The following is a 24,545-nucleotide window of genomic DNA, read 5'->3' as shown; positions in this document are numbered from 1 at the left end:
CTGTAGTGCTGCGGCAAGTTTAAACTTTATGTACGATTAAGTACTTATAATAACTATTGTAGCACCTCTGTAGACTTGTCTATAAAATCCATAAAGTTAGCTTGTTATATTTAATATTTAAATAACTTATAGCATTTCCTAAGCAGCAAAGTTACGCCCAAATCTTTTTTACCAAGGTTAGTACCTTTGAAAACGTATCTAACTAGGTACGGAACTGCTATAGCTTAAGAAGCAAAGAGTAAAAAGATAATCCCCCATAAATAAATTTAGGGAATTTGACCAGGATGTATTGTTTTACAGGCGGGATAATTCTTTTCACCATCAGCATTAAAGATTGACAAGATTGCAAGTGTTGTTATGCTTTCAGTTTGAAATTCTTTGCCTCAAATTATGCCTCTATCATTCTCCTCCTGTCCCCACACAAAGTTAACATAATCTCAGGTCGTCTCGTGGATACTGAAAATGATTGACCCCTACGACTTTGAAGATGATGACTTTGATTTTGAGGATGAAGATTTCTTGAAAATAAAACCCATCAGCCAAATGAGCGAAGGGGAAAAGCTACAGCGATTTAAGCGGTTCTTCGATAGCAGCAGCCGTGCGATGTTGCAAGACTGTCTATTTCGCATCATCAATTACGAAGATGGTACAGGCACGTTAGAAATTCTTTGCCCTAATGAAGTTGTAAGACAACGCCTTTCTAAGAAAAAGCGCAAAATTACCAACAATATCAATACCTGCTGGAGCCATATCAGATGGTTTTCGCTATGCGTTCAACAAGATAATGAGTTGGATTGCCAGAAGTTTACCCGTAACGGCGATTTGGTGACATCTTAGCTGGGAATGGGGAATGGGGAATGGGGAATGGGGAATGGGGAATTAAGAAAGTGTTTTCCCAATATTTAATGACGAATGACAAATGACTAATAACAAATGACTAAAAAACAAAAATTTCCTTACCTAGTTGGTTCTAAGTGGACGGCACAGCAAAAAGTTGATGGCTGGCGGCACTTCCAAGTTGTCAACCGAAAAAACCAAGCTCAGTGGGTTTACGCCGAAATGGTTGCTGCTTGCGATCCGAAAGTCCGTTTTTGGATAAATGCCAAATTATTACAAGATAACTCCCAGTGGCAACCTGGCTGGCAAACATTACAGGAAATCCACGGACTTGAAACTGAGGTGTCTTAAATTAGCCCGCTCCCAGTCTTTGGCTGGGAATAACGATTAAGAGGGCTGCCGCCTACTAAATTTGGCAAATTAATAATTTTTTACAAAACTACGGTAACTCACTCTCAAGCAGCAATTAAATTGTTGAGACTACCGACTGATAACTGGCAATTTATCTGCGATAACTTCTCTACAAGACGCTACGCGTAGCTTGCTTCCCCTATAGAGTACGGTGAGCTACGCTAACGCAAATTTCAGCAATATTTCCAGCATCATGCTGCATATACCTCTGTTTGCCCTTGCACCTGTGCCTCAATCCCCTGAAAACACGTTGCACGAACATCAGCTAATTCTATGAAAACCATTTAAAAAAGCCAATTTCAGCTTTTTGTCTTTTGTAACTATTTTTATAAAAATAAATAATAAAAACTTTTTATACGTGAATTTTAGAGCCAAATAACACTTTTTAGCTGATAAAAATTAAAATACCCACAATTAAGTTCTAATTCATCGGATAAAAACGTTTTATAAATTAAGAGCGACTTTCTTTTCTATGTAATTTGCCCAATAATGACATCAACAGACCTCACGCATCGCCATCTCAGGAAAGGTGAAGGCAAATGTTTGAGCCACAAGTTTGACAAGAAGCTATAAGAGGGAAACAACAGTGAAACTAGCAGTCTACGGAAAAGGTGGTATCGGTAAATCCACAACTAGCTGTAATATATCCGTCGCCCTAGCTAAACGTGGCAAGAAAGTGCTGCAAATTGGCTGCGACCCAAAACATGACAGCACCTTCACCCTGACTGGGTTTTTGATTCCCACAATTATCGACACTCTCCAAGAAAAGGATTATCACTACGAAGATGTCTGGCCGGAAGATGTAATTTATAAAGGCTATGGCGGTGTGGATTGCGTAGAAGCTGGTGGCCCACCTGCGGGTGCTGGATGTGGCGGCTACGTCGTTGGTGAAACCGTAAAATTACTTAAAGAACTCAATGCCTTTGATGAGTACGATGTAATTCTTTTTGACGTTCTGGGTGACGTAGTTTGCGGTGGTTTTGCAGCACCACTCAACTATGCAGATTACTGCCTGATTGTTACAGACAACGGCTTTGATGCTCTGTTTGCGGCTAATCGGATTGCTGCTTCAGTCCGCGAAAAAGCCCGAACTCACCCACTACGTCTAGCTGGGTTGATTGGCAATCGCACCTCCAAGCGCGACTTGATTGAAAAATATATAGAAGCTGTGCCCATGCCAGTTTTAGAAGTTTTACCTTTGATTGAAGATATCCGTGTTTCCCGTGTGAAAGGTAAAACTTTGTTTGAGATGGCAGAGCAAGATCCTTCCCTAGACTACGTTTGCGACTACTATCTCAACATCGCCGATCAAATTCTAGCGCGTCCCGAAGGTGTTGTACCTAACGACACACCAGATCGGGAGTTGTTCTCTTTGTTATCCGATTTTTATCTAAATCCGGGTAAACCCCAGGTTCCTAATTCAGAAGAGGAACTAGACTTGATGATTGTATAAATCACCAAGTTCTCAGGATGGGGGACAATAATATGGCTTTCTTTCACAGCTTTACGGATTCAATAAAACAAAAGTGGTTGCAATTTTTCCAGAATAATCGAGACTGGATTACCCTGCACATGGAAGTGGAATCAGTGTACACCCCTGATGGCGGGAAGCGACCACCTTCTTACCTCATCCTGGGAGTTCTTAACGCCCTAGAGCCAAAGCTAGCGCAGTTAATGTTGCCCTTTGCCAAACTTAATCCTGATGCCGATACCCTGATTGAGGTGCTGGATTTACATTTTGATCCAGATTTAGTTCTCGGTAATCGCTTTGTCGGCAACCCAGAAGTGGAGAGATTCGTAGAAGAAGCAGCAGATGTCATTGACGAAAAGCCTGAAGAAGAAACATTCACGCATTCTCATACAAATGGCTTTGCAGCAGTGGCAGTAGTTGAAGAGTTCGCAATGGTGGATTCTGATGAGCAAAGTCTGGAAATCAGCGCGTTGGAAGAAACCGAAAATGGCTTTGGCGATATTTCCTTATCCAACGAACACGCTTTAAAAGATGAGTCTCTCGAAACCTCTAATTTAGAAGCAGATGAGTTTGGGGAAATTGCTTTCGATACAGATGCAACAGCTGTAATGGAAGTAAAGCTGGATGATGAAGTGCTTGAAGATAATCCACTAGATGAGAATGCGTTTAAAGACGTGTTATCAGATGTCTGGGGTGATGAAACAGCTTTGCAAAAGGCTGAAGAAAATAACGATTTTTTGGGGGAAGAACTGCCAGCAGGCGTTTTTGATGAATCAGAAATTGCCCGTCTCTTCCCCAACGCTTAATTATTGCCGTTCTTCGCAATTTTAAGTTTTAGATTTGGGGTTTTGGATGAGGAATTAGGGAAATTGTCGTTAGACAGAGGATACTTTTGTTGTCCCAGCCTCCAATCCAAAATTATCAATCTAAAATCTGAAATTGGTTGAACTGCCATTAAATATCAAGGGGAGAAAAAACCAAAATGACTGTCGCTCAACAACCAGAAGCTTTAAGCTTTGAATGTGAAACCGGGAATTATCATACCTTTTGCCCAATTAGCTGCGTGGCGTGGTTATACCAAAAAATTGAAGATAGCTTCTTTTTGGTGATTGGGACAAAAACTTGTGGCTACTTCCTGCAAAATGCGATGGGGGTGATGATTTTTGCTGAACCCCGCTATGCAATGGCAGAGTTGGAAGAGGGCGATATTTCGGCACAACTGAGTGATTATGAAGAGTTAAAACGGTTGTGCTTGCAGATTAAACGCGATCGCAATCCTAGTGTAATTGTCTGGATTGGCACTTGCACTACAGAAATTATCAAAACAGATTTGGAAGGCTTGGCACCGAAGCTGGAATCTGAAATTGGGATTCCCATCGTTGTAGCGCGCGCAAATGGTCTAGATTACGCCTTTACCCAAGGGGAAGACACCGTGTTAGCTGCAATGGCTAACCGTTGCCCTGATAAGGCTCCTGTGGCGGAAACAGAGAAGAGTGAACGGAATGCGATCGCTAAATTGCTCAACTTTGGTAAGAAGAAAGAAGATGTCGCCCAAGATGAATCTGAGTACGTAGATCATCCACCCTTAGTTCTCTTTGGCTCCCTTCCCGACCCCGTAGTTACTCAGTTAACCTTGGAACTGAAGAAACAAGGCATCAAAGTTTCCGGCTGGCTACCCGCGAAGCGCTTCACAGAATTGCCAGTTTTGGAAGAAGGGTATTATGTAGCTGGTGTCAACCCCTTCCTCAGCCGCACAGCTACAACCTTAATGCGCCGCCGCAAGTGTAAACTCATTGGCGCACCTTTCCCCATTGGCCCCGATGGTACCCGCGCTTGGATTGAGAAAATCTGCTCGGTGTTCGGTATTACTCCCAAGGGTTTGGATGAACGGGAAGCACAAATTTGGGCAGGGTTGGAAGATTACGTGAAACTGATTCGTGGTAAGTCTGTATTCTTCATGGGTGATAACTTGTTGGAAATTTCCCAAGCAAGATTCTTAATCCGTTGTGGAATGACTGTTCACGAAATCGGCATTCCTTACATGGATAAGCGCTATCAAGCTGCTGAGTTGGCATTACTGGAGAAAACTTGCCAGGAAATGAATTCACCCCTGCCAAGGATTGTGGAGAAGCCGGATAATTACAATCAACTTCAACGGATTTATGAGTTGAAACCAGACTTGGTAATTACTGGTATGGCTCACGCTAACCCATTGGAAGCACGCGGTATTAATACAAAATGGTCGGTGGAGTTCACTTTTGCTCAAATTCACGGCTTTACGAATGCGCGTGACATGTTAGAGTTGGTGACTCGTCCGTTGCGTCGGAATAATAATTTGAAAGATTTGGGTTGGGATAAGTTGGTGAGAGAAGAAGCGAAGATTTAGATTTGGGTTTGGATTTAGCAACAGCATATAATTAAGGCGAACTTTTTGGGTTCGCCTTTTTTGTCTCACAAAGGCGCAAAAGAAGAGCGCTTAAAAATAGTTATAATCAGGTGGATATCGCTAAATCATAACTTAGAGAAAATTTAACCATTAGAGTTAATTATGCTTAAGCTCAATCCACAAAAGCTACCATTTTTAGAGTCTATTGGTTGGCAGCTAAAAAATGTATATGAAATGAGTGAGAAAGAAATTGTTCAATTGTATCAACGCAATTGGCATCATCAAACTACCTTCAAAAATTTAAAACAAGAAGAAAAAGATTTTGTTCATTATTTAGCAAAAAAATATAACTCCTGGATATTAACGGATTTTGAAATGTTTCATGTCGATCATCATAATAATATACTTAAAATCCTTAATGCTTTCAATCCAGAAGTTTTAAAAAAAGCTTCTGCATACTTTGGCGGTGGTACACTCTTGGCGTTAGAATATGATGAATACAGACTTAGTAAAGATATTGATTTCCTCTTCCCTTATGGAACTGAAAATTACAGATATTTAAGAAATTTGATTTGCGATGAAGGAATTGTAGCATTATTTCAAAGTACAATAGATATCGAATTAGGTGACAGTACAATAAATCAATATGGTATTCGTTTCCTTGTTGTAGTCAATGAAACAACTATTAAAGTAGAAATTGTAGCCAATGGGATTTTTACTTTAGACTCTCCTGTTTATCCGAAATGGACAAAAATACCTTGTCTGAGTATAAGCGATAGATTTACATCAAAACTAATGGCTAATGCTGACCGATGGAACGATTCAAGTACACAATCTAGAGATTTGATTGACTTAGCAATATTGCGTGTAAATAACGAAATTCCCGCACAGGCAATTGCTAAAGCTGAAGAAAGCTACGAAGTAAAAAAGCCATTAATTAAAGCCATCACTAATTTTACTGAAAAAGAAAAATATAGAGATAAATGTTTTCAGGAATTAAACATACCTGAAGAAAAATTTCCAATAATAATGGATGGAATAAATTTGCTTATTATTGACTTTCTTGACCTTGATTAATTTATATTTAATTCTGTAATTAGTTCAGATATAAGGCTGTAACTCTAAAGGTTTGGATGGAATTATATACATTAATTCTGCACCGTCTGGTTTAATTTCTGTAGACGGAGTTAATTTAAGCCAGTCATGAAAGCTGATTCCTAGTTGGGATATTGCTTGCAATTCTGTTTGGTAAGATTCAAAACGGCGATTGGTTTCAATCATAGATTCCATTACTTCAAATGTTTGGGGAAGACGTTTGTAAGCTTCTTGCTTCAAATCATCCTGACTCGGCCCGAACCAACCTGCTTGAACCTCAACGCGAGTTAAAATTGCCGCCGGCAGTGAATCTAACCATTTGTTAGGGTCTTGGGCCATTTTAAACAAATTCTCTCGTTGCAAATCAAACACAGCATTTTCATCTAAAGTTGGGTCAATCCATTGGTAAATTCGTGTTAGTCTTCGCAAATCAATCTGACCTTGGAACTGAGGTTGTAAATATGCTCCTGGGTTAGAAGTGAGCAAAAGGTCAACATATTTTTGAATTCGAGAACGGATAACTCTAGCTCCTTCTTGGAACCGACGAAGTGCTGTATCGTGTTCCTCTAATTCTAAATAACAACGTGCTTCAGCTAGGTAAGCTAAAGATAAAGTTAGTAAATACTCATCAGCAATTTGGCTTTTTTGCTGAATTTCAATATCTGTATATTCAGTATAAATATGCTCTGCTTCTAAGAAACGATTAATAGCTTGTAAAGCGCTGCTTCTACGATTTTCAGGTTTGGTCATCGTAAAGGCATTAATTGCTAACTCAATTGCAGCACGAAAATTAGCATAGAAACTAAGGTCTATTTTGCGGTTGACTTTGTTCAATAGTTCTTCCGCTTGTTTTAGACGTTTTTCTAGCTCATTGAGACGCTGTGCTATTACAGCAAACCCCATTACTGAAACACCTAGATTAAGTACGCTAGCAGCAGTAGTTACTTGCAAAAAACCTTGAGTTAATTGCAGATTCTGCCCAATTTCCCCTAACTGATTTTCAATCCCACCTAAACGCCCGTTTACATCCGCGAAGCCTTTTCCTGAAATGGCCGCATTAGCTACTGTTCCAATCAGATTTACTCCTGAAACAGCTATGTTACCCAAACTTGTTTGTTCAACTCCACCCAAGCGTCGACTGACATCAGCTAATCCTTGTCTTGTAGTAGCAGCATTTGCCCCAGAAGCAACGAGATGTGCACCGGAGAAAACAAGGTTGAGTAAATTGTTCGGGGAAGAACTTGGTGCTGGAAGTGGAAAATTATTGGCTTCCCTCAACCAGGTAACAATATGTTTGCTCACTGGTTCTATAATTACACCCCCAACCCTTTCTAAAGTCCCATCTTGCAGTCCTTTAACAATCCAAGTAGCAAGTGAAAAGGTTACTGTCAATGGTATAGTCATAATCTCTCTTAATTAATAAAGTATTTACACTTTACTCAGTATTCCCCCATTGATATGTTGTCTAACAATTCAGCTAATACTAATGCGAGTTCTATTCTGTCTAATAGCGATCGCTCTTTTTAACCAGAAGATGCAGAGCGATCGCAGATACAATCATAAGTAAAACGCAATCTGGTAGAAAATGGCTGAAATTATTGTCAAAAGCCTTAAAGGTGACTGTTGAATGCGGCTTGAAACCAGCCCTTAACTAACAGCAAAATCTGTATATTTACGCACAGAAGGTAACTGGAAACCTAAAACAATATCTTCTTTTGGGACACCTAAATCAACCAATTCATTAGCAATGCCTACCTCTGTTCCATCTTGCTGAATCCAGATTTTCTCGTCAATAATATCTAGATGGAGAACAGGCCCATATATACGGTCTTGCTCATGCCAACCTACATAAACTAATTGATAATGATCGTGTTCTGTATCATAAATTGTCTGTGCTTGAATGCGATTATCCCAAACAATACTAGCGTGTTGTTGAAGCAAATTCTTAATATATTGTCGATATTCGTTTAGCTTTGCCATTGGTCTATTGCCTCCTGTTCAATATTATAAATTAGTAAACAGAGTTGATTAGCTTGAATGACAGATTGAATAAATGGAAGTAGAAAAAATTCATTGTAAACAGTACTAGGAACGGCTAAATATAAAGTGCGATTGGCTTCTTTTTTTTGTAAAGCAATTCGGTAAATGATAAATTGCCCTAATGCAGCATAAAGTTCTGTGATTTTTGATGGACTTAGAAAACTTTTAATTTCAACAGCTATTTTTTGTCCTTGTTTTTCGGCTGCAATAACTTTTTCTGCTCCTAAATCAATATATAGCTCAAGGGTTCCCGCCTGGAGAGTATAAGGATCATGAGTGATTAACCACCCTTCTTTCTCAAGTGCTGTTTTGACAACTGTATGAAAGGCATCTTTAGCAGACACAGGTTTAATTCCAATTTCTGGCGGTGTTTGATTTGAGAATTTATATTTCAAGAATACATTGACAACCTAGCGAAACAACAATTTGAAGTGTGCTTCTTTAAGAATGAGCAAAAGTCCTTCAGAAAATATCATTCACAGCGCCGAACGATCATCTATTTTTCCTATCTTCAATGCCCCATGCCCAATCCCCAATACCCTAATTGCATACTTTGATGCGATCGGAAGTAGCCACACCAACCTAAAGAACTACCCCTAGCAGGTTAAACTAGGTCTGGTAACAACTGCTCCACCGTTCCTTATGAGGCTTTTATGGGAGCTAACCTCAAACAAATTGCCAACTATTTAGACAACCTTGGTTGGGACTACCGTTTTGATGATGAAGAAGACCGGATAATAACAGGTGTAGAAGCTGATAACCTAGAAGATTTTCTGATAGTTGTCCAGTTGGATGAAGAGGGAAAATTTTTTCGGGTATTTGCCCCTCAAGTTCTGTCAGGAATTCAAGACCACCCTTACAAGGGAGTTATCTTACAGACGATGCTTGCCATTTCCTGGGAAACCAAAATGTTGCAATGGGAGTATGACCCGTCTGATGGTGAAATTCGTGCCATTATTGAGTTTCCTCTAGAAGACTCAATTCTCACAGAAAAGCAATTTCACCGTTGTCTGAGTGGGTTAATTCAGATTGTAGATGGCATAGCCATACCTCGCCTCAAAGAAGTGATGGCAACGGGTCTTGATCCGGGGAATATAGAACTTGGCGAAAGACTGTTACTCACTATCCAAGAAGAAGCTCCAGGATTGCTAGATTTGCTAGAAAAGGCAATGGAGGCACGGAAAAAGCGAGGAAGTTTTCCCAAGGAGTGAGACGGATCATCACTTAAATAGCTATACTCCAAAGTGATACCCTCACTATATACTGAAATTTTCTGGGGCTGGATATTATGACATCCTATGCAACCTCCTCTGCCAAAGCGGAAATGAGTGAACTACGGCGGTTGAAAGGCTTACTACCGCCAGAATTACAGAGCTGGGTCACGGTTGAAGGCACAACTGAGGTCAATCCACCCCTGGTTCGTTGCGAAGAAATTGGTAAAGACCAGGTGGAAATTCAAATTGACCTGGTGAAATGGGATGCCCTCGCAATGGATCAGCGTAATCTGCTGTTCTGGCATGAAGTTGCTCGCGTTCAAAATGACACAATTCCTAAAGATGGTTGGGAAATGGCAGCGTTAGCCATCGGTTTAGGTGGCGCTGTCGGCGAATTGTGGGTACAAGATGGATTGCTGCTGGTGTTAGCTTTGTCGCTGTGTGGCGTGTCAGGCTGGCGACTGTACCAAAAGAATAATGGGGAAAAGCAACTAAAAGAATTGGTCAATGCTGATGAGAAAGCGATCGCTTTGGCAACTCGTTTTGGTTACAGCCTCCCCAATGCCTACAAGAGTCTCGGTAGCGCCTTAAAAACCCTGATTGACAATACTCCTAGCAAGCGCCAACGGTCAAGATACGAAGCAAGACTCTCTGCCCTCAAACGCAGTGCCAATAAAGCAAAAGCTAAATCCAAAACTCCAGATGAAGGCGGGTTTTAATTTAGGAGAGACGCGATTAATCGCGGCTCTACAATTAGGAGTGAAATCTAAACTTCAAACTCCCCACTCCTAATTCTGCCTTGGACTGGGAATGTCTACTGAGGGGCTGCTGCCTTGCTGATTAGCAGCAGCAATGCCCATTTCATAGAATCTTACTTTTTTCTTGACTACATCTTTATCAAACTCAAATTTTACAGCAGCTTTTACAGTTGGTTCAGCATTTTATGCGTTTGAGGGATCACACGCACCTGCTTGACAAACCCCTTCATCAAAGCTTGCCAGGTTAAAACTTGATCGGCGGTAGGCGCAAGCATAAGTATTGGGGAGAATTTTTCAGATACAGCTAAAGGCGTAACAGGTTGTAAAAATACTGAGATATCTGGACTAACCTCTGCCACCAACGAAGCTGAACGTTCCAACTCGGCTGGATCTGTGTTTTGAGACACAATTATCTTGACAAAAACATTTAAATATGAGTCATGACATAATTGGAGAAATTTAGCATGTTCTTGCCAATGGCTTTCGCCGCTAACACTGGGCAATTTGAAATCCATACCCACAGAGTCTAAATAGGGAAGAATCATCGCTAGTTGTTCTGAGCGATGCCCGCCAGTTTCTAAGTATATGGGTAGACCAGTTATGTCTCGCACTTGAGGTAGAAACTGCGTTAGAAATGGGGCATGAAGAAGTGGTTCACCCCCAGTTAAGCTAATGCTATCGTGTAGACAAGGTAGATTTTGCTGTTCCACCCATTCGATTAATATAGGTAATGGAACAGGGTTAGAGTGGATTTCAAAGTCGCGTAATCCAGGCGATCGCTCTATCCGACAAGTAGCAGGTGCATTCCAAGTGTGGGCACTATCACAAAAGTGGCAGCGCAAATCACACAAAGCAAAACGAATAAATATTTGACGTGTCCCTACATTCAGTCCTTCCCCTTGAATGGCAGAAAAGACCTCAACTAGGCGTGCGGTAGGTGTAACCGTAGTTTTAGCAATCATAAAATGAGAACAACGCGATCGCGCTGCGTCGGCACAACAGCAAGGATGTTTTTTGGCTTCTTGTTCTATTGTGAATCGTCGCTAGCGATCTCCAATCTCAGCCCCGGTAAAAAGAAATTAGTCCTTATTACTACTGATTCTAAGTATTAGGTTAAGTAATTTTTTAGGACAAAATAATGTTTGGCAGATTACATTATACATGGCAACGAAAGTGCAGAGCTTCATGACTAGCCAACCGACAGAGGTCGATTTTCCAGTTAATTACCTAAACGACACGGCTATAATGCAGGTGCCCGCGCGGTTGAGCGTGCTGGAGGCTTTAGACTTTAAGCAAACCTGCCAAAGCTTAATTGAACCCAATTCACATCCTAAACAGATCATCATTGATTTTCACCAAACTACTTTTATGGATAGTAGTGGTTTAGGTGCCCTGGTCAGTAATTTTAAATACGCCCAGACTAAAGGAATTACATTAACACTGCGGAATGTAACACCTCAAGTCATGGCAGTCTTAAAACTCACAGGATTAGATCAGGTTTTTCCCTTAGAGTCGGTTGATGATGGGTTGCTAATAGAGCCAGAAGACTTAGTTGATCATCGGAAGACAACTTCCCGTAAAGTAGAGCCATTACCCACTACTCACCCTTCTGTAGCATCTTGGATGAAACGGTTCTTAGATATTGTCGGGTCTGTGGTTGGTTTATTAATTACAGGAGTTTTGTTTATTCCGATTGCGATCGCTATTCAAATTAACGATCCTGGCCCTATTTTCTTTAGTCAAACCCGTTGTGGCTGGATGGGAAAGCGGTTTGAGATTTGGAAATTCCGTTCCATGTGTGTGGATGCAGAAGCAAGGAAATCCCAAGTAAAAAACCAAGTGCAAGGTGCATTTTTCAAGAATGAAAATGACCCCAGAATTACCAAGGTAGGACGCTTTTTACGGCGAACTAGTCTTGATGAATTACCTCAATTTTGGAACGTCCTCAAAGGAGAAATGAGTTTAGTAGGCACTCGACCACCCACACCCGATGAAGTGGAACGTTATGAAGTACCAGAGTGGCAACGTTTAGATGTTAAGCCTGGTATGACTGGCGAATGGCAAGTCAATGGGCGGTCTACAGTCCGTAGTTTTGAAGATGTAATTCGCCTAGATTTGCAGTATCAAAAAAATTGGAGTTTGGTGTACGATTTAAAGCTAATTTTCAAAACTATAACTATTCTATTTAATAGAAACAGTGGCGCTGTTTAGCTAACTACCCTTATTCACAATTTTTTGGTAACTCCCAACTTTCGCAATAATTATTAGATATACCCAAGCCCGTTATGGGCTTGGGTAAATTTTAGGTTTCTACGGATTACTATTAATCTCTTTTTACTTCACCTTCCCAGAATTCTACTGCCACAGCAGCACCATCCATAACAGATGCAGCATATACTGCAAGCCATTTACCTGATGCAATAGCTAAATTAATTTGGTCTTTTATTTCTTGAGAATTATCATCAACAACCTTTCGAGTACAAAATAGGACTCCTTTTTGGCTTTTAACTTCATCTGCCATAACAAAAATTTCACCGTCTTTTGACAAATCTTTTGTTACTTTAATACACCAATAATATTTACCATATCTGCTTGTATCGCTCATCTATTTACTTCTTAAGTATTCCAAACTACTTTTGATATTTACACAAAGGCGCTAAGAAAAACTCTGCGCCTCTGCGTAAGATTATCCTACAGCCTTCTGAATACCTACAACTTCAACCTGCTGCACTTCTGGCAACAAACGCTTCACGCTTTGCTTAACAAATCCCTGCAAAAAACCAATCTGCTGATTTTGCTGAAATACTTTTTGCAATGTTTGCCGCAAATTCTCCAAATTCAAACCAGTTCCAGAATCTATTGCTATTTCCTGCTGTTGGAAATATTCAATTAGACTTAACCCTGCGACTCTAGTTAAATAAGCTGCACTTACTCCCTGCACTACGCCACCAGCAACAAAGGTGACGACATTACTTTTGAGAACAGTACTAATCGCCTTTGTAGAAAGTTCAACTAAACCCAGTTTCAGCATCAAACTTCCCATTCTTCCAGCTACAGTTTGTGCTTGTTCTAGGGAAAACTTCTGCTGATAGATATTACCCAAATCCATTACCATTTGAGCATTAATTGCCGCAGTCGCTAGAATATCAAGGGCTGGAACTGGGTTAGCAAAGGCAGCCGCCGCAGCTATCCATTGATATTGTTCAATAATTGGGGTGGCGCGATCGCGTCTGATTCCATTCAGCCAGTTTTTCGCCTCAGCTTTCAACAACCCGGCTTTCCTCATGGTTGTCACCCAAACTAAGCGCTGTCTTTGCTGTGCAAAAACTTCACCCAAATGCTGAGTTAACTGCTGGATATCTGCTGTTGGTTGTTCCATCCACTCTTGCACAGCACCATCAGCCTCATGCTTTCGGACTTTGATAGCAATGGGAGAGGCGGCTGTTGCAACTACATTTCCCTGCATTCGCTGTTTCAATGACAGCAAGATGCTGGCGCTTTCATCGGCTAAATACTGGTCTTGTTTGTTGAAAACCAGGATTGTCGGCTGATTTGCTGCTTTTAGCAGCTGTAGGGTTTGAAATTCTGAGTCTGTCAAATCACCGTTTGTCAGGAACAGAACAAAATCTGATTTTGCAACTTCTGCTAAAACCGCAGCATCTGAATTGTCACCCGTTTCTCTAAATAAAGGTGTTGTCTCTTCTAAAGACACCAAGTTTTGTGTCTCTATTTGCTTTAAAGCTTGAATTAAGGTGCTTTTACCTACGGATTTACCGCCAGTCACAGCCACTTTAATTTCTTGTCTGTCTAATTCCAACAACAATTGGGCAATTTGTTCTCGCAGTGTCTGTAACACCGGATGGTTTTCTGATTCTTGTGCCAGTTGGTTAATTACAGTTTCAGTTTTAGCGATCGCATTTTCCACAGTCGCCCGATCTACGAGCATATCATCTAGCTGCTTTAAACTGTCTTTCGGGCGATTTTGCTGGAATAACCACAAACCACCACCTACAGCTAAGGCACTCAACAAACCAAACTCACCCACCTGCACTATCGAATCGTGCCAACTGTCCAACATCCACAGAGAAAGGGACAGTCCCAATCCTCCCACTAAAATTGGTCGCTGCAACTTCACAACCATGATTCTCCGCGCCTTTTAGATGGCTATTTCTTCCAGAATAGATTAAAATTCTGCTTCTGGGAATTTAACAGGCGATCGAACACAACTTTCTTTACCTATAGATGCCTGTAAAATTAACTCCCAAGCATTCCTATATTGTGCTGAACGCGGTTTGCGCTGTCGTTTTTCAGCCTCAACAAGATGTACTTCGCTCCCATAATCTATGAACACATCTACGGGGAAGACATAGAATAGATCAAGTTTTTCTATATATACTAAGGCAAAATCAAAGTCTGATAGCTGATATACTTCTCGAACCATCAGCCGCCGATTGGTTTTAGTGCGGCGATTATCTACAACATAATTCCCGGAAGGCTCATCCAACCAAGCATATTTGACTTGGATTTTAATTAGAGTTCCCTCTACATCAAATGCTAGATCGTAAGGTAGGCGATCGCCAAAAGGTTTTAAAACTCCCCAACCCCGCTTTAAGGCATGAAGAACAGCAGCTTGTTCTGCTATGTCTCCTTTAAGCTTTGTGTCCATTTGTAAGACTAAGTTAGCTGATAATCAGCATAGAACAAAACCCTGTATTCCTTTAGGAATACAGGGTTTTGTTTTATCATTCATTTGGTGGCGGGAAGTGGATTTGAACCACTGACCTTCGGGTTATGCTTACCAACTACAACTTTCGTTGCCCAGCCATACTGGTTTGTGGTCTGGACTGTCCCTTCACCCTCGTCATTATCGTTAGGGTGTCTGCCTTCCAGTCTCTACACCTTCTCCATTTCTGGAGCTTGGTTCGGGATTACCGCGCTATTGGCTTCCCCGAGTTTGACAGATAAACGCACATAAGTTTCTTTACGTGCCGCCCATAGCAAACCTAACTAATAAGCGTCTAGTTAAATTTGCCCGTTGAGCCCGACGAGCTACCAGGCTGCTCTATCCCGCGTTGCCTCGACTTATTTATAATAACCTATAGTCAAGAGTTTGGCAACTACAAAAACGATAATTCTCCAATTACTTCTAAACGCGTGTATTTTCCCAAGGTGGCAAACTTTTCTGAGAGGCTTTCGGCGGCGCTAGGACTAATCCAACCCATTTGCTTGAGTAGGTGAATCGCAACGGCGTGTTTTGCCCGTTTTGTCCCATCCATGACTTTGATTGCTAATCCCAAGCCTTCACCAAGTCTACCAATGCACTGTACTCCTTCAGCACCACTTTTACTAACCAGTTCCCCTGGAGTTAAGCGCATTAGTTCCGTATCAAATTCTCCATCTCCTGCTACCATCGCGGGGTGATGAGTCATAGCCCGGACGATGCGCTCCATATCTAGATTGGTACTAGAGGCTAGCAGCGCATATAAAGATGCCATGTGACCGAGTTGCATCAAATAAGTTGGTGCGCCACAGTCATCATGAGCGCAGATAAATTCTGCGGCTGGCATTCGCAGCAACTCTGCTACTTTGCCCAAAATCAATTGCTGTATTGGGTGCTTGCGATCCAAGTAGTTATTCAAGGGCCAACGGCGTTGCTGACAAACAGCTAACATTCCCGCATGTTTTCCAGAGCAATTGTATTCCAGAGGACTGTGCTTACCTTCAGGAGTTGGACACTGGAGTATGGTGGGGTCAAGATCAGCCCGCCACAGGATGTTAAATACCTGTCGGACTTGATCTATTCTTCCTTTATGGGAACTTGTGATAATTGCTAAGTCGCGATCGCTGAGGTCATAGCGTTCCAGTGTACCTGTGGTGGTGACTGCGAGTGCCTGAAATGGTTTGAGGGCTGAACGGATAAATGCAGCAGTTTCAGAATTGCCGGCAACGGTTAGAACCCGTCCCCGATCGTCACACACCACAGCCTGGACTATATGCCTGGATTCAATAATACCTTCTCGCAGCAACCGGACTTCCAGTGCTGTGGCTTGAGTTCGTTTTCCCATTGTCATGGGTTTATATTTATCACCTTTTTTTAATTAATTTTAGTCATTAGTCACTGGTCATTAGTCCTTAGTAGCTAATGACCAGTGACTAATGACTTTTTAAAACAAATGCCAAACTATCGTACCAGTAACGTACATTCCCGCCAAGCCAGCGAAGGTAAATTGCAATCGCCGCAAGATAGGCTTGATTTCGTATGCAACAATTAAGCGATCGCGCTTAAGGATTTCCTGTGGTTTCGTCCAAGTTTGGCCGTCGTACCAGCCTGACTCTTCATAAAATACTGTGGGACTGGCAAGGCGATCGCACACGTAAAACCAGCCTAAGTATAATCTTACCAGTGCCAGGACGACCCCGACACTGGCTACTGCTGCACCACAAAGGATAAAATGTGCAATATACTTGTGGGGAGGAAAACTTGCTGCTGCTACAGGTGCTGCGATCAGCCAAGATAAACTCCAAATCCAAGCTATTTTCGTGATATACTCGCGCAAATCTAAAGTGCTATCACGAAATAGCCAGGAAGTTTTTAACTCTTCGTACTCATTGAGCGGTTGTTGGTCTATGGGAACTGGGCAATTTGAAACCGAAGACCTAATCATGTTGGCTTACCTTCACCCTCATCAGATTCTGGAAGGGAAATACGTTCTGCATGAATCCAGAACGCTTCTAAATTATAAAACTCCCGTTCTTTGGGCATCATAATGTGAACGATCACATCACCGTAGTCTTGTAGTACCCAACTCCCCTCAACTTTTCCTTCTGTCCTTATGGGACGACGTTGCAACTCAGTTTCGACTTTTCCTTCAATTGCTTGAGCGATCGCCCTTACTTGTACCCTAGAATAGCCAGTCATCATCACAAAGTAATCGGCTAGATAAGATACCTCTGCTACTTTGAGCAATATAATCTCACCCGCTTTGCGGTCTGATGCAGCTTCTGCGATCGTTGCAGCTAATTTTCCGCTTTCCTCTTCAGTATGGGCGTGGCTTTTAACCACACTCTTCGTCAGTGGGACGGATTGTAATGGGAAATTTCCTTGGAAATAGTCAGTCATTAAACCTCAGGTGCTTTTTTCCTTTGAAACAATTGTTTACATTTACTTACAAATAACAAACAATTGAGCTGACAAATGTGTCAATAGGTTTTTTTGAATACTAACAAAAAAACAGGTGTTTATGGGGGCTAGTTTGATAATTACTGTTTACTAAAAACTACAATACAACACATCAGATTCATGCCTGGTCTACCAAAGGCTTGATTGACACCAGTGTGGTATTTAGTACTAGAGGATACTAAAACACTCAGACTGTATAGTTAAAAAATTGGTGTTCCCACATATTTAATGAAGTGAAGCTGTGGGATTTTGGGTTCAAAACGCATTTGAAACCCCCTTCTGTATTGCTTAATATGCTTGAATTAAACAGTATTGTCCTTTGGCTTCATTTGCTTGCCTCAGAAGAGACATTTGTTTAACCTAAGCGTATTGGTCTATTGCTGTAGATTTTAAAGTATAATTAATTGCCCTCAAAATCAGTTAATACTTGGATAATGAGGGTATAATTGCGACTTTCTGAGTTAGTCACATCCTTATGGGCTTTCTGCTCTAGAGACTGTAACTCTTGTAGACTCAATAGATGCACGACGATCTGCCGTCAATGAGTAACACAACGACTCATACTGATTTAAAGCTTGCTCAAAAGCATAGTTCTCAATTGCATATTGGCGACTTTTATAACCCAGAGTTTTTACCTTTTCGGGATTTTGATACAAATCTAAAATTGCCATTGCTAAAGCTTGAGGATCTTCTGGAGGAACGATAACTCCGCCGCCACTTTGTTTGATTGCTCTTGCTGCCGTACCATTATCAGGCACAGAGGCAACTAATGCCGCTCCACTGGCAAGTAGCACTTGAATTTTTGATGGCATATTGAAGGATACAACATTTTTCTTTTGTACCACTAAGCCAACATCAGCAGCTGCCAACATTTGTGGCAAATCTTTGCGGGATTGAAATGGTAGTAGCAAAACGTTATCTGCGCCGCAGTCTAGACATTCCTGTTGCAATCGCTGTAAACCTTTTGCCTCTCCAACGATCACAAAAACAATATCTGGGATATGGCGCAACACAGAAGCAGCTTTGACAACGCTTTCTAAGCCTTGGGTTAGGGCAATGTTGCCAGAATAAAGTACTACAAATTTGTCATTTAGATTATGTGCTGCACGGAAAGGGTTATTTTCTTTAGGCAAAGGGCGGATAAAATTGACATCAACCCAGTTGGGAATTTGTACAATTTTGTCAGCTTCTACGCCCTTAGATCGCAAATTGTCCACAAAACCATCAGCAATGACGCTAATTTTACTGGCAGTGTGGTAAGCAAATTTTTCCAACACTGTAAATAACTTTATAAGCAATTTATTTTTCAGTAGACCGACGTGAACGGCTGCGTCTGGTAATATATCTTGTAAATTTAAAATCACAGGGCAAGCACGTAACCATCCTAAAAGAGCAACTGGCACACAGCTTGGCAAAGATGGCGATGTTGAAAGAATCACGTCTGGCCGCCAACCAAAGAGGGCAGGTACAAAACTAGTGACAACGAAACTAGCATCTAGTAACACTCTATCTAATAGGTTGGGTTGTGGACGAATCCAAACGTAACTGCGTTGGATTTGAACGCCATTTTTATATTCGTTGAGATACCACTTGCCGCGATATTCCTGGTATATTTGACGCTCAGGGTAGTTGGGCATAGCGGTGACTACGCGCACTTGATGCCCACGCTTCACTAGTCCCTCTGCTAATTCAGTCATCAGTGGGGCAATACCAATTGGCTCTGGATAGTAGTTGTAAGAGTAAATTAAAATTCGCATAAAAGTTAGTCTGAAGTACCCCGTTTTTTTGTTGAATAACAAATATTTGTCTTCAACATTCTTTAGAGCTTTGAAACTCTTATATTTAATTGTGACTTCAGACTCTTTTTCTGTCAGGGATTTTCCTTAAAGATTGAGTAAACTTAGATATTAAATACTTAGAGGAAGTATGAATTTTTTTACTATTTAAGCAGCCTTCAAATTTTTAACTTTTGATTGGTACGTAAGTATAAACCCTAAGTATTCTGATATTAATTAAGACTGTTTCACAATATTGAGTTATTGAATGAGCGATCGCCCTTGTATTTTCTCCTTTTTTGCTGGTTCGGGATTCCTAGATTTAGGCTTTGAAACTAGCGGTTTTAATATTGTCTACGTCAATGAAATGTTTTCACCATTTATGGCAGCATACCGTTATTCACGGCAGATTCTCAATCTGCCATTGCCAGAATACGGGTATCATTACGGAGAAACAGGAGATGTAACCCAACTTCACGAAGGTTTACAAGCACAACACCTTTGCGAGTTAGTACAAGACTGCCGCAAATCTAATAATATTGTCGGCTTCATTGGTGGGCCTCCCTGTCCTGATTTTTCGATTGGCGGGAAAAATAGAGGACGTTTAGGAGATAATGGCAAGCTTTCCGCTTCTTATGTTGAATTAATTTGCCGCAATCTTCCAGATTTCTTTTTATTTGAGAACGTTAAGGGGTTGTGGAGAACAACAAAGCACCGTTTATTTTTTGAATCGCTCAAGCAACAACTACTAGAAGCAGGCTATATCTTAACAGAGCGGTTAATTAATGCTATCGAATATGGTGTACCCCAGGATAGAGAAAGAATTATTCTCGTTGGTTTCCGAAATAATTTTATCAAAGATATAGGAATAAAAGTCAGTAGCCAAAAGTTACTTACTGAAAAGTCTTTTCCTTGGGAAAATCATATTTTATATCCTAAAAAAGAGGTTTTTGCTTACCCTTGGCAGAAGTGCGATCCATTCCAAGAAAATTCCATCATGCTTTGTCCTGAAGGCATTCCTCAAAAATTAACAGTTGAATACTGGTTTAGAAAAAATAATGTTTTGAAGCATCCTAATACTGAAAACTGTTTTAAACCAAGGGCAGGCATCACAAAATTTGCTGCTATTGATGAAGGAGATGATTCTAAAAAGTCTTTCAAGCGTCTTCACAGATGGCGTTACTCCCCGACAGCTTGCTATGGAAATAATGAAGTACATTTGCATCCTTATAAAATCCGGCGAATATCTGTAGCAGAAGCTTTAGCCATCCAATCTTTACCTGCAAATTTTGTACTTCCAGATAATATGTCACTCACTAATATGTTTAAGACTATTGGTAATGGCGTACCCTATTTGGCATCCAATGCGTTAGCTAAAACTATTACTAACTTCTTAGGAATTGGTGTAAAAAGTGCTGTTAATATTTCTAACTTTACTCAGCTTAATGTCAACTTAAACACTTATACTAATTCCGCAACATCTACAGAACCAACATCCAAAATAAGTTAGTAGCTTGTTTTCAGGATAAACTCGTAATAAATATGGTTTAATATATATATAAGAAATGTTTTAATTTTTTATAAAGTTTAATAATCAATTACTGGCAGAAGACACGATGGCAGCAGACTATCCAGATATTGATATTGCGCCATTTATCGATCACGCCCTGTTAACGCCAACGGCTACTCCAGAGCAGGTTCAGCAGTGGTGTGAAGAAGCATATAGATTCAATTTTGCGGCAGTTTGCTTGTACCCCACCTATGTCAAACAAGCAGTCGAACTCCTCCACGGCAAGAATCCCAAAGTGTGTACTGTGATTGGCTTTCCCTCTGGTGCGACAACTTCAGCAGTGAAACTCTATGAGGCTCAAGAAGCGGCGGATAATGGAGCCACTGAGTTGGATGTGGTCATGAACTTGGGCTGGTTGAAAGCTGGTAAAACTGAAGAAGTCCACCGGGAAATTGCCGAAATTTGTGAAGAGACTGGGCAAACTGTCAAAGTAATTTTGGAAACCAACCTGTTGACAGATGCGGAGAAAAAAATAGCTGCTGAAATAGCTATGGAGGCGGGGGCGGCTTTCTTAAAAACTAGTACAGGTTGGAATGGCGGTGCAACAGTAGCAGATGTGCGATTTTTGCAGGAATTGGCAAAAGAAAGGGTAGGAATTAAAGCTGCGGGTGGTATCCGCACTATCAATCAAGCTCTAGACTTAATCGTAGCGGGTGCTACTAGATTAGGCACATCTCGCGGTATCGATTTGATCCGCCAGCGCGATAATCTGGGGAAGGGTGAATAGTCATTCGTTTATCTTCCTAACCTGCGAAAAACTGCGGGCACATCTATGCCCATTGTCCTAACCCAATGACCAATTTTAGATTTTGAATTGAAGGATTGAAGGATTCAAAATTTAAACCTGGTTTCAAAACAGCTAGTTTCAACTATGGAAAAATCTAAAATCCTTGCATTCCTTTTGTAAGTCCCTACTTTTAGGTATGGCGTTAATTTAAAATTCAAAATCCAAAATTGATTGGCTAATGACTAATGACTAATGAGTAGAACCTACAAAGCAACCGGAATTAATCTTAAAACTCAGGTGCTGGGAGAATCAGATAAAATAGTGACCATTTTGACACCAGAATTCGGTCTGATTCGAGCAGTGGCTCCAGGGGCACGTAAGCACAACTCCAGCTTGGGTGGCAGGAGTGGTATGTTTGTGGTGAATGAACTATTGATCGCCAAAGGGCGATCGCTTGATAAAATTACTCAAGCACAGACGTTAAAAACTTATCCTGGTTTAGCTAAAGATTTGGGAAAATTGGCTGCTAGCCAATATTTAGCAGAAATAGTCCTCTCTCAAGCTTTGAGCGAACAACCCCAAGAAGAACTTTATGAGTTGTTCAATGAACATCTCCACCGGTTAGAAGTATTGTCTAGTACAAATGCTTCTGGTGTTTTGGCTCATCTGGCTCATGGGGTGTTTCACCTTTTAGCCTTAGCAGGAGTAACGCCGCAAGTACAAGTATGCTGCTTATCTGGGCGCTCCCTCAAGCCAGACTTTACAGACCCCAACTGGCAGATAGGATTTAGCGTTCCTACGGGTGGAACGATTTGCTTAGAAACTTGGAAACGTTTACGAACAGAGGGAGAGAGGGAAATAAGGAAAGATCAATACCCCATTCCCAATGCTCCATCCCCCATGCCCCATGCCCAAACCCTTGTTGTGCATCGGCAAGAAATACCTTTGATTTCTAGTCGTCTGGGTGCGATGGAACTGGCTTTGCTTCAACATCTGTCACAACCAGAGATAATGCAAATTGATGGTGCTAGAGACCATAACTGGTTATCTGTTGAGCAGATTTTGCGCCAGTATGCTCAGTATCAATTAGGTCGCCCTATTCGCTCTGCTACCTTGATCGATTCTTATTTTGCTGCCAACCATGATGCAACCATCTGATTTGGATAAAAAAATCCTGCCTTTGTCACCAAGCGTCGTTAAAAAACAGAATAGGATATCAGATCCTAACGTCAAGAATCACTTGAGTGCTGTTTCAAAGTGTACACTTAGTCAAATCAATAGCCAAGAAATGTCCCCAAAAGACGTTTCTAAAAACGATCAAAGTTGGACAGCCCAGATCCCAAAAACCGAGGTTCCAGAAATACAATCTGAGGACAAATTAACTACTGCTGAGGCAAATAGCAACGGGCAAATGCCCGTTGCTACTACCCCAGAAACAGAATCACCCAAATTAGATGGATCTGGTTCAGGTGGAGAAGCTGTTTCTGGGAATGTAACACAGCAGGGATTTTTGCCTGTATTAAAAAACCCTAATTTCCTGGCTCTTTGGGGCGGTCAAGTTTTCTCCCAACTCGCAGATAAAGTTTATTTGGTGCTGATGATTGCTTTGATTAATACTCAGTTTCAGGCTAGTAATCAGAGTATTAGTGGTTGGGTGTCAGTATTGATGATGGCTTTTACGATTCCAGCCGTATTATTTGGTTCCGTTGCTGGCGTGTTTGTCGATCGCTGGTCAAAAAAGGCTGTGCTGGTGGCAACGAATATTTGGCGCGGCATCCTGGTTTTGTCAATTCCCTTTCTGCTGTGGTTGACTCATGGCTGGAAACCCATAGGAGTTATGCCAGTAGGTTTTTTGATCATCCTGGGTGTGACTTTTCTAGTTTCCACACTGACACAGTTTTTTGCACCGGCGGAACAGGCAGCAATTCCCTTAGTGGTAGAAGAACAGCATTTACTCTCAGCTAATTCGCTTTATACGACAACGATGATGGCATCGGTGATTGTGGGGTTTGCTGTTGGGGAACCCTTGTTAGCGATCGCAGATGGACTTTGGTCGCAAATTGGTGGTAGCGGTAGTTTGGGCAAAGAACTTTTAGTTGGTGGTAGTTATGCGATCGCTGGACTAATTTTATTCCTCCTAGCAACTAAGGAAAAACACCATCACCCTGATACAGAATTCCCTCACGTATTCTCTGATTTACGAGATGGTTTTGCCTACCTCAAAGCAAATCATCGCGTCCGCAATGCTTTGCTTCAGCTAATTATCTTGTTTTCTGTCTTTGCAGCATTAACTGTTCTAGCTGTTCGAATGGCAGAAATAATTCCCAATATGAAAGCTTCCCAATTCGGCTTTTTACTAGCAGCCGGTGGTGTTGGCATCGCTGCGGGAGCAACAATTCTCGGTCAATTTGGTCAACGCTTTTCCTATACCCAACTAAGTCTTTGTGGTTGTATGGGTATGGCAGCATCCCTGATTGGTCTATCAATCTTTACAACCCAACTGTGGTTAGTCCTGTTACTGGTGGCGCTATTAGGTATTTTTGGGGCCCTAGTCGGAATTCCCATGCAAACAGCGATTCAAACAGAAACACCACCAGAAATGCGTGGTAAAGTTTTTGGCTTGCAAAACAATGTAATTAATATTGCTCTTTCCTTACCTTTAGCTTTAGCTGGTGTCGCAGAAACCTTTTTGGGATTACAGGTAGTTTTTTTGGGATTAGCTGCGATCGTCTTTTTAGGAGGCATATTAACCTGGTATAACTCACACAAGTAGTTATCAGCTAACAGGAGCTATTATTAATTACTTTTAAGTAATTAATATTTACTTCAAGATTTTCTGTTCATGGTAAACTATGGTCAGTGAAAATTTATCACATACTTGCGGGATATCAATCTGACATTAGTCAAAATAAGTTGTTTAAAATCAGAAATTAACAACTTATAAGTAGAATAAATAAAGCCATAAATCCACTGGTTTAATCAGCTTCAAATAGGCTTTTTAAACTAGGTTGTTTTGGAAATCTGTAATAACTAAAAAAACCAGCAAGTATAGCTAGATAAAATAAAAATCACGAAGGACAC

At 41.1% G+C, this 24,545-nt stretch carries 24 protein-coding genes; 13 read left to right on the top strand and 11 right to left on the bottom strand.

Annotated features, from left to right (window positions below; genetic code table 11):
• The first annotated feature begins 462 nt into the window (after window positions 1–462).
• The 6 genes from V7K69_RS16365 (at window position 463) to V7K69_RS16340 (ending at window position 6,182) form a co-directional block, all read left to right on the top strand.
• Window positions 463–837 carry a hypothetical protein gene (locus tag V7K69_RS16365; RefSeq protein ID WP_335036065.1) on the top strand — a complete coding sequence of 125 codons (375 nt, stop codon included), beginning with the start codon at window positions 463–465 and terminating at the stop codon, window positions 835–837.
• A gap of 96 nt (window positions 838–933) precedes the next feature.
• Entirely contained in the window at window positions 934–1,188 is a 255-nt protein-coding gene (locus V7K69_RS16360) for a TIGR02450 family Trp-rich protein (protein WP_335036062.1), read from the top strand.
• 646 nt (window positions 1,189–1,834) lie between these two features.
• Window positions 1,835–2,701 (top strand): ferredoxin:protochlorophyllide reductase (ATP-dependent) iron-sulfur ATP-binding protein, encoded by an 867-nt coding sequence (bchL, locus tag V7K69_RS16355; protein WP_012410753.1) that lies wholly within the window; start codon window positions 1,835–1,837, stop codon window positions 2,699–2,701.
• 32 nt (window positions 2,702–2,733) lie between these two features.
• Complete coding sequence (locus V7K69_RS16350; RefSeq protein ID WP_335036060.1) at window positions 2,734–3,525, top strand: DUF5331 domain-containing protein; 792 nt, start codon at window positions 2,734–2,736, stop codon at window positions 3,523–3,525.
• A gap of 176 nt (window positions 3,526–3,701) precedes the next feature.
• On the top strand, window positions 3,702–5,105 hold the full coding sequence (locus tag V7K69_RS16345) for a ferredoxin:protochlorophyllide reductase (ATP-dependent) subunit N (protein ID WP_163939065.1): 1,404 nt from the start codon (window positions 3,702–3,704) through the stop codon (window positions 5,103–5,105).
• Between the two features lie 162 nt (window positions 5,106–5,267).
• Entirely contained in the window at window positions 5,268–6,182 is a 915-nt protein-coding gene (locus V7K69_RS16340; protein WP_335036056.1) for a nucleotidyl transferase AbiEii/AbiGii toxin family protein, read from the top strand.
• Between the two features lie 24 nt (window positions 6,183–6,206).
• Here V7K69_RS16340 and V7K69_RS16335 read toward each other — a convergent pair whose 3' ends face one another.
• From V7K69_RS16335 to V7K69_RS16325, 3 genes are all read right to left on the bottom strand, one after another.
• Window positions 6,207–7,604 (bottom strand): hypothetical protein, encoded by a 1,398-nt coding sequence (locus V7K69_RS16335; protein ID WP_335036054.1) that lies wholly within the window; start codon window positions 7,602–7,604, stop codon window positions 6,207–6,209.
• A gap of 243 nt (window positions 7,605–7,847) precedes the next feature.
• The gene (locus V7K69_RS16330; protein WP_335036052.1) at window positions 7,848–8,180 is read right to left on the bottom strand and encodes a XisI protein; all 333 of its coding nucleotides are present in this window, start codon (window positions 8,178–8,180) and stop codon (window positions 7,848–7,850) included.
• Complete coding sequence (locus V7K69_RS16325; protein ID WP_335036110.1) at window positions 8,168–8,584, bottom strand: element excision factor XisH family protein; 417 nt, start codon at window positions 8,582–8,584, stop codon at window positions 8,168–8,170. The genes V7K69_RS16330 and V7K69_RS16325 overlap by 13 nt, the downstream gene beginning before the upstream one ends.
• 309 nt (window positions 8,585–8,893) lie before the next feature.
• Between V7K69_RS16325 and V7K69_RS16320 the strand changes: the two genes are divergently transcribed.
• Together V7K69_RS16320 and V7K69_RS16315 are read left to right on the top strand one after the other, a co-directional pair.
• Window positions 8,894–9,451: a hypothetical protein gene (locus tag V7K69_RS16320; RefSeq protein ID WP_335036050.1), complete on the top strand. Its 558-nt coding sequence runs from the start codon at window positions 8,894–8,896 to the stop codon at window positions 9,449–9,451.
• 77 nt (window positions 9,452–9,528) lie between these two features.
• Window positions 9,529–10,173 carry a DUF3318 domain-containing protein gene (locus tag V7K69_RS16315; protein WP_335036048.1) on the top strand — a complete coding sequence of 215 codons (645 nt, stop codon included), beginning with the start codon at window positions 9,529–9,531 and terminating at the stop codon, window positions 10,171–10,173.
• Window positions 10,174–10,376: 203 nt separating this feature from the next.
• Here the strand turns inward: V7K69_RS16315 and V7K69_RS16310 are convergent, their stop codons facing one another.
• Window positions 10,377–11,174, bottom strand: a complete 798-nt coding sequence (locus V7K69_RS16310) for a 7-carboxy-7-deazaguanine synthase QueE (protein WP_335036046.1) — start codon at window positions 11,172–11,174, stop codon at window positions 10,377–10,379.
• Window positions 11,175–11,373: 199 nt separating this feature from the next.
• On the opposite strand from V7K69_RS16310, the gene V7K69_RS16305 reads away from it, so the two are divergent.
• Window positions 11,374–12,423, top strand: coding sequence for an anti-sigma factor antagonist (locus V7K69_RS16305; protein ID WP_335036044.1), 1,050 nt, complete (start codon window positions 11,374–11,376; stop codon window positions 12,421–12,423).
• Window positions 12,424–12,535: 112 nt separating this feature from the next.
• Here V7K69_RS16305 and V7K69_RS16300 read toward each other — a convergent pair whose 3' ends face one another.
• From V7K69_RS16300 to V7K69_RS16270, 7 genes are all read right to left on the bottom strand, one after another.
• Window positions 12,536–12,817: a hypothetical protein gene (locus V7K69_RS16300; protein ID WP_335036042.1), complete on the bottom strand. Its 282-nt coding sequence runs from the start codon at window positions 12,815–12,817 to the stop codon at window positions 12,536–12,538.
• 81 nt (window positions 12,818–12,898) lie between these two features.
• Window positions 12,899–14,353, bottom strand: a complete 1,455-nt coding sequence (locus tag V7K69_RS16295) for a YcjF family protein (protein ID WP_335036040.1) — start codon at window positions 14,351–14,353, stop codon at window positions 12,899–12,901.
• A gap of 42 nt (window positions 14,354–14,395) precedes the next feature.
• Window positions 14,396–14,878 (bottom strand): group I intron-associated PD-(D/E)XK endonuclease, encoded by a 483-nt coding sequence (locus tag V7K69_RS16290; protein ID WP_335036038.1) that lies wholly within the window; start codon window positions 14,876–14,878, stop codon window positions 14,396–14,398.
• Window positions 14,879–15,329: 451 nt separating this feature from the next.
• On the bottom strand, window positions 15,330–16,283 hold the full coding sequence (locus tag V7K69_RS16285; protein ID WP_335036036.1) for an asparaginase: 954 nt from the start codon (window positions 16,281–16,283) through the stop codon (window positions 15,330–15,332).
• A 93-nt stretch (window positions 16,284–16,376) separates the two neighbouring features.
• Window positions 16,377–16,877: a CGLD27 family protein gene (locus V7K69_RS16280; RefSeq protein WP_335036034.1), complete on the bottom strand. Its 501-nt coding sequence runs from the start codon at window positions 16,875–16,877 to the stop codon at window positions 16,377–16,379.
• Complete coding sequence (gene rsfS, locus V7K69_RS16275) at window positions 16,874–17,332, bottom strand: ribosome silencing factor (RefSeq protein ID WP_334699040.1); 459 nt, start codon at window positions 17,330–17,332, stop codon at window positions 16,874–16,876. The genes V7K69_RS16280 and rsfS overlap by 4 nt, the downstream gene beginning before the upstream one ends.
• Before the next feature lie 533 nt (window positions 17,333–17,865).
• Window positions 17,866–19,149 carry a glycosyltransferase family 4 protein gene (locus V7K69_RS16270; RefSeq protein ID WP_335036031.1) on the bottom strand — a complete coding sequence of 428 codons (1,284 nt, stop codon included), beginning with the start codon at window positions 19,147–19,149 and terminating at the stop codon, window positions 17,866–17,868.
• 286 nt (window positions 19,150–19,435) lie between these two features.
• Here V7K69_RS16270 and V7K69_RS16265 point away from each other — a divergent pair, with 286 nt between their 5' ends.
• The 4 genes from V7K69_RS16265 to V7K69_RS16250 all read left to right on the top strand — a co-directional run bounded on the left by V7K69_RS16265 (window position 19,436) and on the right by V7K69_RS16250 (window position 24,237).
• The gene (locus V7K69_RS16265) at window positions 19,436–20,677 is read left to right on the top strand and encodes a DNA cytosine methyltransferase (protein WP_335036029.1); all 1,242 of its coding nucleotides are present in this window, start codon (window positions 19,436–19,438) and stop codon (window positions 20,675–20,677) included.
• Window positions 20,678–20,783: 106 nt separating this feature from the next.
• Window positions 20,784–21,464, top strand: a complete 681-nt coding sequence (gene deoC / locus V7K69_RS16260) for a deoxyribose-phosphate aldolase (protein WP_114085010.1) — start codon at window positions 20,784–20,786, stop codon at window positions 21,462–21,464.
• A 252-nt stretch (window positions 21,465–21,716) separates the two neighbouring features.
• Entirely contained in the window at window positions 21,717–22,622 is a 906-nt protein-coding gene (gene recO / locus V7K69_RS16255; protein WP_335036027.1) for a DNA repair protein RecO, read from the top strand.
• Window positions 22,609–24,237, top strand: a complete 1,629-nt coding sequence (locus tag V7K69_RS16250) for an MFS transporter (protein WP_335036108.1) — start codon at window positions 22,609–22,611, stop codon at window positions 24,235–24,237. Before recO ends, V7K69_RS16250 begins: the two co-directional genes overlap by 14 nt.
• Window positions 24,238–24,545 lie beyond the last annotated feature (308 nt).

The organism is Nostoc sp., assembly GCF_036917775.1.
GTDB lineage: Bacteria > Cyanobacteriota > Cyanobacteriia > Cyanobacteriales > Nostocaceae > Nostoc.
This window is presented reverse-complemented; position numbering and strand designations above follow the sequence as displayed.

Bases quoted from the DNA above. Each gene is read 5' to 3' on its own strand.
- V7K69_RS16315 (WP_335036048.1), top strand. From the start codon at position 9,529: ATGACATCCTATGCAACCTCCTCTGCCAAAGCGGAAATGAGTGAACTA.
- V7K69_RS16280 (WP_335036034.1), bottom strand. From the start codon at position 16,877: ATGATTAGGTCTTCGGTTTCAAATTGCCCAGTTCCCATAGACCAACAA.
- V7K69_RS16265 (WP_335036029.1), top strand. From the start codon at position 19,436: ATGAGCGATCGCCCTTGTATTTTCTCCTTTTTTGCTGGTTCGGGATTC.
- V7K69_RS16285 (WP_335036036.1), bottom strand. From the start codon at position 16,283: ATGACAATGGGAAAACGAACTCAAGCCACAGCACTGGAAGTCCGGTTG.
- deoC (WP_114085010.1), top strand. From the start codon at position 20,784: ATGGCAGCAGACTATCCAGATATTGATATTGCGCCATTTATCGATCAC.
- V7K69_RS16320 (WP_335036050.1), top strand. From the start codon at position 8,894: ATGGGAGCTAACCTCAAACAAATTGCCAACTATTTAGACAACCTTGGT.
- V7K69_RS16300 (WP_335036042.1), bottom strand. From the start codon at position 12,817: ATGAGCGATACAAGCAGATATGGTAAATATTATTGGTGTATTAAAGTA.
- V7K69_RS16350 (WP_335036060.1), top strand. From the start codon at position 2,734: ATGGCTTTCTTTCACAGCTTTACGGATTCAATAAAACAAAAGTGGTTG.
- V7K69_RS16305 (WP_335036044.1), top strand. From the start codon at position 11,374: ATGGCAACGAAAGTGCAGAGCTTCATGACTAGCCAACCGACAGAGGTC.
- V7K69_RS16340 (WP_335036056.1), top strand. From the start codon at position 5,268: ATGCTTAAGCTCAATCCACAAAAGCTACCATTTTTAGAGTCTATTGGT.
- rsfS (WP_334699040.1), bottom strand. From the start codon at position 17,332: ATGACTGACTATTTCCAAGGAAATTTCCCATTACAATCCGTCCCACTG.
- V7K69_RS16345 (WP_163939065.1), top strand. From the start codon at position 3,702: ATGACTGTCGCTCAACAACCAGAAGCTTTAAGCTTTGAATGTGAAACC.
- V7K69_RS16365 (WP_335036065.1), top strand. From the start codon at position 463: ATGATTGACCCCTACGACTTTGAAGATGATGACTTTGATTTTGAGGAT.
- V7K69_RS16310 (WP_335036046.1), bottom strand. From the start codon at position 11,174: ATGATTGCTAAAACTACGGTTACACCTACCGCACGCCTAGTTGAGGTC.
- V7K69_RS16360 (WP_335036062.1), top strand. From the start codon at position 934: ATGACTAAAAAACAAAAATTTCCTTACCTAGTTGGTTCTAAGTGGACG.
- V7K69_RS16330 (WP_335036052.1), bottom strand. From the start codon at position 8,180: ATGGCAAAGCTAAACGAATATCGACAATATATTAAGAATTTGCTTCAA.
- V7K69_RS16290 (WP_335036038.1), bottom strand. From the start codon at position 14,878: ATGGACACAAAGCTTAAAGGAGACATAGCAGAACAAGCTGCTGTTCTT.
- V7K69_RS16250 (WP_335036108.1), top strand. From the start codon at position 22,609: ATGCAACCATCTGATTTGGATAAAAAAATCCTGCCTTTGTCACCAAGC.
- V7K69_RS16270 (WP_335036031.1), bottom strand. From the start codon at position 19,149: ATGCGAATTTTAATTTACTCTTACAACTACTATCCAGAGCCAATTGGT.
- V7K69_RS16335 (WP_335036054.1), bottom strand. From the start codon at position 7,604: ATGACTATACCATTGACAGTAACCTTTTCACTTGCTACTTGGATTGTT.
- V7K69_RS16295 (WP_335036040.1), bottom strand. From the start codon at position 14,353: ATGGTTGTGAAGTTGCAGCGACCAATTTTAGTGGGAGGATTGGGACTG.
- recO (WP_335036027.1), top strand. From the start codon at position 21,717: ATGAGTAGAACCTACAAAGCAACCGGAATTAATCTTAAAACTCAGGTG.